General features: G+C 37.3%; 13 protein-coding genes. All 13 read right to left on the minus strand.

Going from position 1 to position 13,888, the window contains the following annotated elements; all coding sequences use genetic code 11:
* Positions 1–27 precede the first annotated feature (27 nt).
* Positions 28–420, minus strand: a complete 393-nt coding sequence (locus BLW74_RS15825; protein WP_089693862.1) for a hypothetical protein — start codon at positions 418–420, stop codon at positions 28–30.
* A complete protein-coding gene (locus tag BLW74_RS15830; RefSeq protein ID WP_139265753.1) occupies positions 392–1,603 on the minus strand; it encodes a hypothetical protein in 1,212 nt (403 codons plus the stop codon). The genes BLW74_RS15825 and BLW74_RS15830 overlap by 29 nt, the downstream gene beginning before the upstream one ends.
* Positions 1,604–1,692: 89 nt before the next feature.
* Positions 1,693–2,394 carry a hypothetical protein gene (locus BLW74_RS15835; RefSeq protein WP_089693866.1) on the minus strand — a complete coding sequence of 234 codons (702 nt, stop codon included), beginning with the start codon at positions 2,392–2,394 and terminating at the stop codon, positions 1,693–1,695.
* Positions 2,395–2,398: 4 nt separating this feature from the next.
* Complete coding sequence (locus BLW74_RS15840) at positions 2,399–4,222, minus strand: phospholipase effector Tle1 domain-containing protein (protein ID WP_089693868.1); 1,824 nt, start codon at positions 4,220–4,222, stop codon at positions 2,399–2,401.
* A 22-nt stretch (positions 4,223–4,244) separates the two neighbouring features.
* Complete coding sequence (locus BLW74_RS15845) at positions 4,245–5,360, minus strand: DUF2931 family protein (protein ID WP_089693870.1); 1,116 nt, start codon at positions 5,358–5,360, stop codon at positions 4,245–4,247.
* Between the two features lie 35 nt (positions 5,361–5,395).
* Positions 5,396–5,692 carry a hypothetical protein gene (locus BLW74_RS15850; protein ID WP_139265754.1) on the minus strand — a complete coding sequence of 99 codons (297 nt, stop codon included), beginning with the start codon at positions 5,690–5,692 and terminating at the stop codon, positions 5,396–5,398.
* A gap of 1 nt (position 5,693) precedes the next feature.
* Complete coding sequence (locus BLW74_RS15855) at positions 5,694–7,553, minus strand: type VI secretion system Vgr family protein (protein ID WP_139265755.1); 1,860 nt, start codon at positions 7,551–7,553, stop codon at positions 5,694–5,696.
* Between the two features lie 232 nt (positions 7,554–7,785).
* The gene (tssD, locus tag BLW74_RS15860; protein WP_089693874.1) at positions 7,786–8,199 is read right to left on the minus strand and encodes a type VI secretion system tube protein TssD; all 414 of its coding nucleotides are present in this window, start codon (positions 8,197–8,199) and stop codon (positions 7,786–7,788) included.
* A 244-nt stretch (positions 8,200–8,443) separates the two neighbouring features.
* Complete coding sequence (locus tag BLW74_RS15865; protein WP_089693876.1) at positions 8,444–9,139, minus strand: VIT1/CCC1 transporter family protein; 696 nt, start codon at positions 9,137–9,139, stop codon at positions 8,444–8,446.
* Between the two features lie 80 nt (positions 9,140–9,219).
* Positions 9,220–10,140 (minus strand): carbohydrate kinase family protein, encoded by a 921-nt coding sequence (locus BLW74_RS15870; RefSeq protein WP_089693878.1) that lies wholly within the window; start codon positions 10,138–10,140, stop codon positions 9,220–9,222.
* A 51-nt stretch (positions 10,141–10,191) separates the two neighbouring features.
* Complete coding sequence (locus BLW74_RS15875; RefSeq protein WP_089693880.1) at positions 10,192–10,917, minus strand: hypothetical protein; 726 nt, start codon at positions 10,915–10,917, stop codon at positions 10,192–10,194.
* 85 nt (positions 10,918–11,002) lie between these two features.
* The gene (locus BLW74_RS15880; RefSeq protein ID WP_089693882.1) at positions 11,003–12,349 is read right to left on the minus strand and encodes an MFS transporter; all 1,347 of its coding nucleotides are present in this window, start codon (positions 12,347–12,349) and stop codon (positions 11,003–11,005) included.
* Positions 12,350–12,356: 7 nt separating this feature from the next.
* On the minus strand, positions 12,357–13,793 hold the full coding sequence (locus BLW74_RS15885) for a mannitol dehydrogenase family protein (RefSeq protein WP_089694169.1): 1,437 nt from the start codon (positions 13,791–13,793) through the stop codon (positions 12,357–12,359).
* Positions 13,794–13,888: the final 95 nt, after the last annotated feature.

Here is a 13,888-nt window from a genome sequence, read left to right on the forward strand (position 1 = left end):
AATAATTAATCAAGAACTTGTGGTAGATTAATCTGTCTTTTGTTCAAATTCCTTAAGAATCTTGAAATAATATTTATCTTTATTTCTTTTAAAATAAAGTCTATCTCCAACAATATTATTTCCTAGAAAAGTTCTCTTGATAATTAAAAAATTCTTTTTACAACAATCAGCGGTAACTTCTATCGGGGCATTGTTCCAATAATTAACTGTTTTTATATTTAAATTTTTACCCAACCATTTATTATCTTTCTTGTCGATTGATAAATAGACACTATCTTCTCGTACTTGCTGATGAATTATAATATTGGTATTTAAAGCTTTATTCCAAATTTTTATTTCTTGAGCATTAGTAAAAATTCCAATTAATATAAAAATTAATAAATGGATAGTTTTATTTCTTTTTATTGATACAATTTTCATATTTCATAATTTTTTTAAGATCAGCAACATATTTAATTCTCTCTTCCAAACCGTTAGGATGTTTTACCTTACCATTAATACCTTGTGATACATAAAGTGTATTATCCTGATCTGCAGCTACATTCATATTTACTCCAATCGCATTAACTTTATCATCATTTTTCCAATACCAACCAGCTGAATCAAATGCATATTCAACATTTGTTGCTAGTAATTGGGCAAACGGGATTAATTTGTCTTTATAAAACTTTTTATCCTTTAAATCTTCTTTTGTTTTAAACACTTTATTATAATATTTTATATAATTATAATCGTGGGTAATTTGCATAAAACCTCTTCCTTGAAAATTGTAACCACCACTGTAATTTGATGGTGTATTTTTTTCTGTCCGCCCTTCAAATGTAGCACGGAATCTGTGAGATTCGTGATGAGCTTGTGCTATAAAATGAATTTTTCTAATACAAGTATTGATATCATAATTCTTAAGTGCTTTATTAATAGCATCTGTCACTTTATCGTAACTTGAATCCTCTACAGATAAATGTTCAGTTCGCTTGATATCAGATTGATTTGCAAATAATAAATCTTTAGTATGGGGCATATCATATACAGTTAAAGCAACCTTTTTGGAAACTTTTTTCTTCACGCCATTCACAACTTCAATAGTTTTTTGTGTTGTATATCCTGTAATTTCACCTTTTCTTAATGCAATTACAATTTCTTTTATTTCATCAGGTGTGAAATCTCTATTACAAAAACATTTTTTATCATTCTTCTCTTCCGGCACCGGCGCTCCCTTCGGATCAATTTTTTCCGGCACATTTACCTGTCCGGAGGTTACAAATTCTATTTTTCCTGACTCTGGTGGTATATTCCCCGGCATTTTTCCTGTTCCCGGTAAAGTAGATTTTTTAAGCAGCACAAAGTTTTCCTGTACTTTTGCAGTTCCAAAATCCTGCCAATCTGTGAGGGAAATCATCTGAAAACCATCATCAAAGATAAAATTAGGAATTTGTTTTTCTACGATAGTTCCTGTAAGTTTATCTTGTGTGGTCGGAACATTATTCAACACTTTAAATGTTCCCAAATGGGCATTGAATTTTATTTTGGCTCCGTCTATGGCCAATAATAAACCTTCCTCTGTTTTATCTTTCTCCTCATTTTCGGCACGTTTATCATCCATCTTCTTCTTATTGTCAGCCTTCATTTTGTCATCATCCTGTGCTGTATTCTGAGTCTGTGTTTCCGGAGTATTTCCTTCTCCATCGTTCTTTAACCGATCCATAATAATGAATGTTTTAAGTGAGAATTCTGTTTTTTAATGGCGACAAAACCTTCTTCATACGTGTTTCCTTTGCAGATAAATATTCCTCTGAAATCATCAGTTCCTGTGTGTTCCAGGTTTTGGGCAGAGATTTTCAAAATCATTTTATCACCTTTTTTTTCGGGAATCATGATTTCTGTAAATCCTTCCGGAGAAATTCTTTTTCTTTTGCTATCGAATGACTCCAGCAGACCGTTGAAAAGCAGCCCAAACATGTTATACCCTGACAAAAAATCAATCAGTTTTGTTTCATTCTCCAACAGGCTGCTGATCTGGCTGAAATAGTTATCTATAGCATCCCCTTTATGGGTTTCCGATAATTCAGACTGAATTTTACTCCATCTTAAGCGCAGAAAAAGCAGATTATCTACGGCAGTTATATTCCCTTCGTTATCTGCTCTGCATTCCAGTTCATCAAACAGATAACTGAGTTTTCTAATCAATTTTCCCATAGCGTTATCGTTATCCGAAAAATCGAACTCCACCACCAGAATCTGAAATTGATGTTCATCCTTAGTTTTTCCGAGATAATATACTTCAACCTCCCGTGCATAGCTTTTTGTAATGGCATAAACCGGGTTTCTTTGCTCTGTAACAATGGTTTCAAGCCTATATGTTTTCCGGTGAAGATTTTCCAGTAACGTCAACATTATTCTAAGGATATATTACTCTTTCATAATTACTATTGGGATCCATTCCCATCCAGTCTCTGTTTGCTGACCAGTGAAGATACTTATTACGCATAATTCTCAATAATGTCTGAGGATGATAGGCGGTAACCACAACTTCCTGCAGCGTCTTTGTTTTAATGATATTGCCATCTTTGTCAACTACTTCGTCAGGTATCGGCTCTTGTACCGGCTCAGGATTTTCTAATCTTTCTCTTGCTCTTTCCTCTTTTTCTTTTTTAACTTCTTCATCTGTTTTAAAATTCCATTTCTCCCCGTCCTCAAAGACATAATGGTGCAAAAGGTCCTTTGCTGAAGGCAGATACTTATCGTGTTCTATGGAATAGCTTGTTTCTGTTTTTATGATCAATTGATTATCATAATACCCCTTCCCATGTTCTTCCATAAAATGAAGCGGAATATAGCTGTATTCTTTTCTAAGGAAACGAATTCCCGTAATCTTACGGTATACGGCCCCCATTGTTAGAACATTCAGAAAGCTGTTATTAATTGTTATCTGATCATCATCAAACCAGTGTTCATCAATCAATTGCTGTCTGCGCTTGTTTAAGAACCACACCGGTTTATGATTAGATGTTTCAATCTCATCTACAGTTTCTTTTCCATTTTCATAGGCTCCGCCAATATCACAATGAACACCTGGGAATTCTTTTTCTACACTGCCCGGAAACCTGGTTAATGAGAAGTTTTCCCGATGTTCATTTCCTGCTGTAAAATGAACTGCTTTGAAATATGACCCGGGATTCAGCAGCTGTAACTGTTCTACATCATCTCCGAAATTATAACTGGATCCTAATGTAGAATGCTTCATCCCTTCCCAGCCTACACGTTTCAATGTTCCCATATCACCATATTCTTCATAAGATGATACGGTGTCATATACTCCGATAAAGCGAACATCGAGTTCCAGGTCTTCTAATTCTTCTTTGGTAAGCACATCTTTACTTAAAAGATAATATCCCAGAAAACCAAATTTCGGAAGCTTTCCATCCACAAGGTAATTAGGATCTACCTCCGTTTTATCTTTATCTATCCAGATATCTCCATATTCCGGAACTGTAATGGGTCCTTCAGGAGAATCCATTTGGGTATAGCCTGTTATTTTTCTGGATTTTTTTATTTCCACATCAACGGGTCTTTTCTTCCCATTGATTTCGTAGGCAAAATTTCTTGCGGCGGCGGCTCCACGGCTGAACCCGAAAGTATCAATGGTGATTTTAGTTAATGCTTTTTTCTTCATTAATTTCTTTTTTAAGCCATCAATCCTATCAGCAACCATTTCACATCCCTTTCTTACTTTTCCCCGCACTCCTGTTTTACCTGAACCATATTGAAACCCATCATCCACATCTCTGGTATTATCCAATGTACCAATCCCTTCTACATAAACTCCGTACGTTACCTGTTTACAGCATTTATACATCCTTGCCACATTGGTATAATCGTTACTAAAACTGTTATCTACCCCTTGTTTGTCCAGCCATTCCCTATGGCTGGCTTTGAGATATCTTTCATACTCAGAATCATTATCTGTTATATTTTTATTTTTAAGCTGTTTATATTCCTTTTCCTGTAATGCTCTTGTATCTTCAATTGCTTTTTCTTTTTTCGATATTTCTTCATCATTGTCTGTGCTCTCCATTTTATTTTTTCCATCTCTGTACTTTAATCTTAATTCAGTATTTTTTAGATTATTCAAAGTACCATCAAAGAACACTCCTATTTCCAAATGCAATTCATCTACAGGAGGTTTAGCATTGCCTGTGTTGTATACTAATGTTTTTCCCATAACTAATCATTTTTATAATCAATTAGTATTTATACTTAACTTTAGATTTGAACATTTCTAAATTATCAGTTTTAATAAAAGCTTCTTTTCCATTTTCTCCCTTCAATAAAACAGTAAAGAAGCTATATGCCTCATTCACTTTAATAAAAATAGCTGCCTTAGTTGATTTAGGATCATTACCAAAGACCTTAGTAAAAGCGTCAAAAGCAGACTTTTCATCAAGATCACATCCTGCTTCATATTTGATTTGATCTGCCCCCACCAAAGAAAATGAAATAGTAGCTGGTATTGCTCTCCATTCACTCTCAGTTAAAGGATTTTTTTCTGCTCCCAGCTGTTCCCATTCGCCATTAACAGTTGATATTCCAACATCTGTCAACGGATTGAGCTTTGCATTTTCCGGTAACTCAAAAACCGGTTTCCAGCTATATCGTATTCTGTAGGTATCCCACAATCCAAATGGAATAGCTTTTCCTTTATTTTTTTCTTTTATTTCAGTGGGGATAACCTTACCGTTATTTAAAACCTCATCAAGATAATCTTTCCGCCAAAACCGGTTTTCATGGCTATCAAGCTTAGCAATTTCTGATTCAGGAATTGTTACCTTTTTTCCCTGATACCTGCCTACTTCTTTCTGAACTCCAACACCAGCGACCCAAACTACTACCACTCCTCCCGGAGCCATTCCCACACCAATATCTTTATAATTTAAATGTTTAACATTACCACTTCCACTGGTTGCTTTTACCTGATAGCCCTTGCTGAAATATTCTTTAATTTTAGCGGTATCAATGTCGGTATCAATCATATAAAACTGGTTTTCCATATATGACATCCAGACAAAATCCAATCGGGCCGGAAGACTCTTAAAACCATTTCCCATACCATGATTGATCAAGCCCCAAGAACCATCCCCAGGTACAATTCCAAAACTCAACCCTACCCATTCTCCTCCTTCACATTCTATTCCCCCTTTGTATACTTCCATAGGATATCCTAAAGCTGCAGAAGTTCCTTCTGTCCATTCATATTTTGTCATAGTTTTAGTTTTTGGGTCTTCTTTTTTTTCCTGACACGAGATCTGGATAAAAAATAAAAAGCTTAACAGGTATTTTATTATTCTATTCATTATAAACATCTTGCAATCTTAAAAATTGTTTGTGACAATTATTCTTATGCCATCAAAGGAAGAATAATTATTAAAATTAATGATATCACGATAAAGCATATGCCAAAAGAATAAAAACAGTACAAAACAAAATCTCTTATTTCATTTTTCTTTTTGATGGAAGTCAGGAAAAATGGCAGTGCAAACAGCACCGGAAAAAAAGCCAGAATCAGCCACATGGCAACCCATGCATAATCTCCACTTCGAAACTGTGTCATATCTATGAAACTTAATTCAATAATGACAAGTAACACTACTGCCAGCAAAGATGAAAAGAAAGAGATTAACGATTTTTTTAACATATTATCCTTTATTCACTTTAGCATCTATTTTACCTAACATCTTGGCTACGCCTGAACTCTGCAGTAAAATATCTCCGTTTTTTGCTTTATGAGTAGTGGTTGAAGTAGTTTCTTTAAGATCGCCTGTTACATTAATCGTTTTATTTTCATTGACCGTCTGCTTATAATTTTTTGAGGTAAATTGATGATCATTGATGATACTAACGGCATTATCATTTCCTACACTGGTCTTCATATCTTTTCCTACGTTGATTGCCAGGTCTTCTCCTACATTAAAGGTCATATTTTTAGGAGCTGTTACAATGATATTTCCTTTACCATCCATCAAATAGTTATTCCCGCTTGGGTCTATGATATTTACGCTTCCTTCAGCATCATTCATTAAAATCCGGATTCCGCTTCTGGTCTGTATTGATTTTAAATGATTATTAACCCCGCCTCCAAGCGCTGTTCCTCCATGAAACATTCCTCCCATGACAAAAGGACGGTCCGGATGATTGTGAACAAAGCCTACCATCACCTGATCTCCAACTTCCGGTATGGCTACGTATCCTCTGTTTTGCGTAATCTGGTCTGTTCCTCCGGCATCGGGAGACATCATTCTGATAAAATTGGTGGTGTCATGCAGCTGCCAATCAAATCTGACTGTAACTCTTCCCTGACCCAAAGGGTCTGTATTGGAGATTACGGTGGCAATCTGCGGCTGCGCAATAGGCATGATAAACTCCGGTGTCGGAATATAGCCTGTATCTGAGGCAATGGCTTCGAATCTTCCCTTGTAGCGTCCGAGTGTATCTACTTCGTGAATAACTTCTGTCATCATCAGTTTGGTGAAATAGGCTGTTTTACTGGTATCAGTCTTCCTCATATTGATATCGGCTACACATCCCGGATAGAGAAACGGAATAGTGGTTCCTCCGGAAACGGTAAAAACCTCCACAGCTTTGCTTCCGGCCGTACTCGTTTGTGAAATAACAACGTCCATATCGGTTGCAGCTTTTATAGGAGCTACCTGCAGGGATGGTGTTTTGAATATTCCTTCATTATTTTTATAGGCTGTCTGAGCCAGATTGCCCACGTGTTTTATAGGGGTTTCTCCGGAAATAAGTTTAGCATTGGAACTGCTGTTATAGCCATAAAAATTAGGTCTGATATGAACTGCTTTTAATTCCACATTCACGTCAGAAACATTGCTTCCGTAGATTAATTCAAGCGATTTGTTCTGAGGAGGCATATTTCCGAAATGCAGTACTTCGCCATCATAATAAAACTGTTCACCGTAGGCTTCTGCCATTCTGCACAGATAATTGTAATGGGTTTCATTGTACTGGGCACTGTAAAGAATCTGTGAGGAGGCCTTTGCATTGACTTTCACATCAAATTTACTGCTTTCTATGCCCTGTCTGATGACTTCTTCAGCAATGATTCCCATATTCACAGGTTTATCTCCTCCAAAACTCTGGATGTGCGGAGCGCCGTCCAGCAAAATAGTCGGACTGTAACCTTTCAATACAATATTTCCTAAACTATGGTGTTCCTGGCTGAACCCTACTTTTGTAATTACGCCTACAAAAGTTCTTTCCGGGCTGCCTTCAACATCTTTGTATTTAAAAACGACTGTTAATCGTTTTCCTAAAAATTGCTGGGCTTCTTCCAGATCATGGTTCTGCACTCCGTCTAATGTATCGTGGGCTAATGTCAGTTCAAAATAGTGGTGTTTTTTTACGCTTTGATGTAAGCGGAAATGCTTGAAGTGCTTAATCATTTTGCCTTCAATCACGATATCCAGTTTTACCACACGGTTGATTCCAGGAATATGATTCTCTGAAATCTTTTCGGAATTCGAGATATTTTTATTCATATTATGTAGATTGTTTGGTGAGCTTTTTATTTTTGAAGAAACTAAAATAATCGGCTTTTATAAAGTTATTAATTTTTCATAATATAAAGTTCACATTATCAGCTTAATTTTCTAAATCTTAGTGAAAAAATGATCCTTTTCAAGATGAAAAGATTACTGACAAAAAAACAGAACAGGATCCCTGATAACGGATCTACTATTCTGTTTTTTATGTTTTTAATAATAAAGGATTTTATCCCTGAGATCCAGGCCAGGCTCCGTCATAAGAAGAATTACCAAGCTCTATCTGCTCTGCACTTATTACAAAACTGATATACATACTGTTGTCATCTACTGCATCAAAATCTACTTCGTGCTGGATGACATAACCGTTTGACCATTTCAACGTTGTCAAAGTTCCTTCTTCGTGAGATTTATTGAAGGTTACCTCTCCTACGGTAGGTTTGTATTTTCCGTTTAACAAGCTTTCAAGGATGTCTGACTTTTCAGTAGCTTCTACCGTAATTTTGATCAATGCATTGGAAGGATCTGATGCTACACGCCCTGAAACGTCTGTAGCTCTTGATACGCTGTAATTCAGTTTTAACAGCTTCTGTCCTTCACCGTTATTGAATTTTAAGATTCCTCTTGAGTTTCTTTCTGCCATGATGGTAAATTTTAATCGTTAATATTTTATGATCTGATGTTTGTTATATCACCAAATTTAGAAGTATTGACCTTAACAAAATAAAAATTACCTATAAATCTGAAAAAGTGTAGTACTTTTACGACTAACAGTTGTTAGGTAAAATACAGGCTAGAAATCAGATCATTACCATCATTACAGCAGTACCCGTTTTGATTAAAGTCCTTTTGTTCATCAATACAATTCAAAGGAAACAGTGAAATTTTCAGGTTACATTTACCCCGAAAAGATGGCCTACCAATGCTGTGATTCCCATAGCAACGGTTCCCCAGAAACAGATCCTGAGCACAGCAATTCTAATGCTGGAACCTCCGGCTCTGGCAGAGACAGCTCCCAAAAGCATCAAAAATATAATGGAGAAACCATATTGAAAATAGACCATCTGTTTAAGCGGAGCTAAAAGAGAAACGGTAAAAGGTAATAATGCTCCAAGCGCAAAGGAACCGAATGAAGCCATTGCCGCCTGCAGAGGTTTTGCCTGTGTAATTTCATTAATTCCCAGTTCATCACGGGCGTGGGCTCCAAGTGCATCGTGCTTTGTAAGTTCAATGGCTACCTGCATGGCAGTTTCTTTAGTACAGCCTCTGCTTTCGTATACTTTCGCCAGTTCTCTGAGTTCTATCTCGGGCATTTGCTCCAGTTCCTGTTTTTCCCGAATCAGATCTGCCTTTTCCGTATCTTCCTGTGAGCTTACGGAAACATACTCTCCTGCCGCCATAGACATTGCACCGGCAATCATCCCTGCCAGAGCGGCAAGGATAATAATATGGCGTTCCGGAGCCGCTGCAGCAACACCAATAACAATGCTTGTGGTGGATAATAATCCGTCATTCGCGCCTAAAACAGCTGCCCGAAGCCAGCCTACTCTGTTCACATAATGTTTCTCCAGCTGATGATGCATAACTTTTAGTTTGGTAGCAGTATAAAGTTACCAAATGTTTCGTCAAGAATCATTTTAAATTACGATGACAGGGCAGCGTTTCATTTTAAAGCAGATACCGGATATTTATTTTTAAATGTGATAAAATCTTGCAGTGAATATTCCGGGCATGCTCCTTCCTGCGAGGTAATAAAAGCTCCCAAAGAAACAGCCTGAGCCATAATTTCGTGAACTGAATTTCCTTTTTCTAATCTTTTGGAAAGAAATCCTGCCAGGAATGAATCTCCGCTTCCTACCGTATCCTGCACTGTAACCGGTATGGTGGGATAGAGATAAAATTTATTTCCGGAGGCATACAAAGCGCCTTTGCTTCCTTTGGATATTATAATTTCTTCAAGATCAAACTTGTCCTGCAGGTATTTTATTCCATCTTCTTCAGTGGTGTATTCTTTTCCTAAAAAATCAAGCATCATACGCATTTCTGCTTTGTTGAACTTGGCAAGATGTGTTTTATGGAGCAGGTCTTTAATCATTCTGACCTCGTAGTAAGGTTCTCTGAGATTGATATCAAAGACATTATAATCACTGAGCTCAAGCAATTGGAACAATGTATTTCTGGATTTTTCATTTCGTGCGGCCAGTGTTCCGAATACCAAAGCATCTGTGTTCTTAATGATATCCTGATTTTCCGGAGTTGCTTCAATAAAATCCCAGGCGACTCCTTCCACAATATCATAATGAGCGTCATTATTTTCATCTACTGTAGCAATTACAGTACTTGTGGGATGATCTGCAGTAATCTGAACGTGGTTGGCAGGAATGTTCCAGCTTTTCATTTTATCCAAAAGATCATGTCCCAGCTGATCATCTCCAATACTGCTTATCATATCAACTTCTATCCCCATCCTGGAAAGATGATAGGCTACATTAAATGGTGCGCCTCCTATTCTTTTCTGCTCTCCCGGAAAAATATCCCAAAGGACCTCACCAAAACAGACTGCTTTATTTTTTTTGTGTTCCATTATATAAAAGTAATTAAATGTATTGATTCTGTAAAAATGTACTTCGCTGTCTCAGAATGAATAAACCTGCACAGAAAACTGAAGAAAAGCATTATTGTTGACCGGATTCCACATTCCCCATATTCCTACAGGAATTTTATAGCCTTCAATGGTAAAGCTTTTTGAAACGATGAGACTGATCTCATTGAAACCCGAATCTTTTGCAAAGAAATTATTCATCTCTCCATGACTGTCTAAGGCAAAGGCATAGCCTACTCTTCCTCTTACTTCAAGATGATCTTTTTTATATACAGGATATTCCCCCGAAACAAATGATGAATATTTATTTTGTGTGTTTTCCCTGTTCCTGTCCCTGCCGAAAACCACTGTATTCCAGCTGAGCACCAAAGGAAACTGCTCACTTATGGTATAATAAGATCTGAAATCCCAAAAACGTCCGGTTTCTCTTGCAGAATAATTGAAAAATTCCTTATTGTTATAAGTGGCTCCGGGTGAAAAGTTGTAAATATCCCATAATTCCAATGTAAGATGCTTATTCTTATAACCAATATAGTTATTGAATTCTTTATAAGAACCATCAACATTACCACCAGCCCAGAAGCCCACATAAAAATTCTTATAATCAAGATGCAGGTCTCCGGTATAAATAAGTCCTGCAGAGACTTCAATTCCGCGCCATAAATGACTGTTTCGAAGTTGTAATGCTGAATGCAGTTCCTGCGCACCTAAGCAGGTTCCGACAACAGAGGAAAAAAGCAGTAAGTAGTTTTTTAACATGATTCAAGTGTTTTTTAAGGCAGTAGTTATCCTGTATCCAATAGCAGTCTACAGGATAATTACTTTAGTTAAAAGAAAAATATAATTAGTGAATAAAGTCTTTTTCTCTAATACGCGATCCGAACAAGGCGTAAGTAAGCATGAGCAGTTCGCAGATTACGGTAAGCCACCATGTCCATCTCCATGATCCTAAAATATCGGCTAGACCTCCCTGAATCAGGGTAAATACAGCTCCACCGAATACGGCAGAGATAAAAATGCCGGATGCTTTTGAAGTATATTTGTTCAAACCTTTAATGGAAAGGCTGTAAATACAGCTCCACATGGATGAATGCAGCAACCCGATGGCGACAAGAAACCAAAGGTTTTGGGTGATCATCGACACTAATGCCAGTATTGTAGCCAACACTGTAGTTGTTATCAATTGTGTTCTTGCAGAAATTTTACTTAAAAAGCTGGACACTGCTCTTCCTACCAGAAAACCACCCCAGTATAATGTGGATAATAAGGCGTGAATTCCTAAATCCATTCCTCCGATAATAATATCTGTTTTTCCGAAGAATGTAATAGGATGGCCTGAATCCATCAGCTCAAAAGCATACAGATTGATATTTGCACCAATAGCCACTTCTGTTCCTACATAAAAAAAGATGGCTAACACTCCCAATACAAAGTGCCTGAATGACCAGATGCTTCTCTCCAGCTTTTCTTCTCCAACTACTCTTGTGTGAGCAAGATCAGGAAGATGAAGCCTTTTCGTGATGATCATAACTGTAAGTATGCAGATGATAAGAACAGAAAGCGGAAGCAGAAGCTGTCTTATTTCTATATTTTCAATGGAAATTCCGCTGAACATAACTACTGTTACGAAAAAAGGAGCAGAAGTAGTTCCGATAGAATTGATCGCTGTCAGAATATTCAGGCGTTGAACGGGTTGAGTCCCTTTAAGTTCATATGAAGCGGCGTAAGGATTTACCACTACCTGAATAATGGCTGCCGATGTTCCCATTAAATAAGATCCTACAACAAAAACGATAAATCCATAAGGGATAACCGCATCTTTTATGCTAAACTTAAGATCAGGATAATGACCGCCAATCCATGATGAGCAGAGGTACATAAAGAGGCCGGAAATCATAAAGAATAACCCGCGCAAGATCGTATTTTTATATCCGAAGGCATTTACCCATTTGCTACCCAGCGTTCCGTTCAGAAGATATCCTAAAAAGAAGAAAAAGGAAATCAAAGTCGTAAATGTATTTTTCAGGCTGCCTGCATGACTCAGAAAGGTAAATTTCAGCGGTGCCTGCAGCTGTTCATTTACTGTGGTGAGAAAACCTACGATAAAGTAAATAAATGTAATGATGGCAAACGGCAGTATTGCATTATTTGTCTTGTTGTCTGAAGAGTTGATACCTGGATTTATCTGCATGGCTTAGTTATTTTATGATGGATTGTAGAACTGAAGAGGTTCCTGAGTTTTTTATATCTTCTACGAAACTGTTGTACTGATTTATGAATTGTTCAGAAGTTTTCAGCTGAACTCCCTTGAAAGCTGACAAATCCAGGAAGTCATGTGCATTTTCACTGTCAATAAGCTGCCGATCGTTCTCCGTAATCCAGGGTTCTGCTGTTTCGAATGCATTGCCGCGCTCATCAGTTTTATATTTAAGATAATGTCTGTAGGAGGCAATAAGAAATGCGGGTCTTGTGAGGTCTTTCACTCCTTTTATCATCTTATCAAGATTAGGGATGATATACACCGGAAACTTTGAAATTCCATCAAAGCAAAGACGGCTCACCTGATCACTTACACTGTGATTGGCAAATCTTTCGATTAATGTCTGCTTGTATTTCTCCAAATCTGTATTTTCCGGAGCGGGAACAAAAGGCGTAATGTCTTTATCCATAAAATCCCTGATGAATTTTACCAGGTTTTTATCTTCCATTGCCTGATCTACTTTTCGATATCCCATTAAGAAAGCCGGATAAGATAAGAGTGTGTGAGAAGCATTCAGTAAGCTTAGCTTCATATTTTCAAATGTGGTTACATCATTTGTAAATTCTACGCCCACCCTTTCCCATGCCGGTCTTCCTGCAATAAACTGATCTTCTATGACCCATTGCGCAAAGTCTTCACAGTAGACAGGGGCACGATCGTCTGTACCGTTTCTTTTGTTTAATCTTTCCACATCTTCCTGAGTGGTGGCCGGAGTAATACGGTCTACCATACTATTCGGGAAGGTTACGTTTTCCTTTACCCAGGCAGCCAGCTCCGGATCCTGTGCTTCTATAAATGACAAAAAAGCTCTTTTTGCCGTAGTTCCGTTATGCTGGAGGTTATCGCATGAAAGAATGGTAATGGCTCCTGCACTCTGCCTTTGTCTCTGACGCAATCCTTCTGCCATAAAACCAAAGACCGTAATAGGATTGGAAGAATCTTTCAGATCATGCTGTATTTTCTCATCCTCCAATATAAACTCTCCGGTTTCTTTATCAAGATTGTAGCCTCCTTCTGTGATGGTCAAAGTGATGATCTTAACACCTTTGTCGGCAATTTTTTTCACCACAGCTTCAGGATCTTCCACACCCCAGATCAACTCTTTTAAAGAACCTATCTTATATACCTCATCTTTTCCGCTTCTTCCGCAAACGGTAAGGGAATACTGTAGGTTCTGAGCTCTCAGGTTATTTACAATCTTTTCATCTGACGGCAGCAGACATACCCCGCAGATTCCCCAGTTTTTCTGATCTTCATCATTAAGCAGGATATTGGTATAAAACTGCTGGTGTGCTCTGTGAAAGTTTCCTACACCAATATGTAAAATTCCTGTTCGGATTTCCGATACATCATAATTGTAATAAATCATATTCATAAGCATAAAATTGTTATCATATTAACCAATTCGTTAAAACTATATTAACAAATGATTCACAAGACACTTTTTTTACAAAATTCAAACTGGGAACG

Origin of the sequence: Chryseobacterium culicis, assembly GCF_900108365.1 — a bacterium.
Lineage (GTDB): Bacteria > Bacteroidota > Bacteroidia > Flavobacteriales > Weeksellaceae > Chryseobacterium > Chryseobacterium culicis.

What these genes read in the sequence shown, in the direction of transcription:
- BLW74_RS15825 (WP_089693862.1), bottom strand. Translation starts at nt 420, where the DNA reads ATGAAAATTGTATCAATAAAAAGAAATAAAACTATCCATTTATTAATT.
- BLW74_RS15830 (WP_139265753.1), bottom strand. Translation starts at nt 1,603, where the DNA reads ATGGATGATAAACGTGCCGAAAATGAGGAGAAAGATAAAACAGAGGAA.
- BLW74_RS15835 (WP_089693866.1), bottom strand. Translation starts at nt 2,394, where the DNA reads ATGTTGACGTTACTGGAAAATCTTCACCGGAAAACATATAGGCTTGAA.
- BLW74_RS15840 (WP_089693868.1), bottom strand. Translation starts at nt 4,222, where the DNA reads ATGGGAAAAACATTAGTATACAACACAGGCAATGCTAAACCTCCTGTA.
- BLW74_RS15845 (WP_089693870.1), bottom strand. Translation starts at nt 5,360, where the DNA reads ATGTTTATAATGAATAGAATAATAAAATACCTGTTAAGCTTTTTATTT.
- BLW74_RS15850 (WP_139265754.1), bottom strand. Translation starts at nt 5,692, where the DNA reads ATGTTAAAAAAATCGTTAATCTCTTTCTTTTCATCTTTGCTGGCAGTA.
- BLW74_RS15855 (WP_139265755.1), bottom strand. Translation starts at nt 7,553, where the DNA reads ATGAATAAAAATATCTCGAATTCCGAAAAGATTTCAGAGAATCATATT.
- tssD (WP_089693874.1), bottom strand. Translation starts at nt 8,199, where the DNA reads ATGGCAGAAAGAAACTCAAGAGGAATCTTAAAATTCAATAACGGTGAA.
- BLW74_RS15865 (WP_089693876.1), bottom strand. Translation starts at nt 9,139, where the DNA reads ATGCATCATCAGCTGGAGAAACATTATGTGAACAGAGTAGGCTGGCTT.
- BLW74_RS15870 (WP_089693878.1), bottom strand. Translation starts at nt 10,140, where the DNA reads ATGGAACACAAAAAAAATAAAGCAGTCTGTTTTGGTGAGGTCCTTTGG.
- BLW74_RS15875 (WP_089693880.1), bottom strand. Translation starts at nt 10,917, where the DNA reads ATGTTAAAAAACTACTTACTGCTTTTTTCCTCTGTTGTCGGAACCTGC.
- BLW74_RS15880 (WP_089693882.1), bottom strand. Translation starts at nt 12,349, where the DNA reads ATGCAGATAAATCCAGGTATCAACTCTTCAGACAACAAGACAAATAAT.
- BLW74_RS15885 (WP_089694169.1), bottom strand. Translation starts at nt 13,793, where the DNA reads ATGAATATGATTTATTACAATTATGATGTATCGGAAATCCGAACAGGA.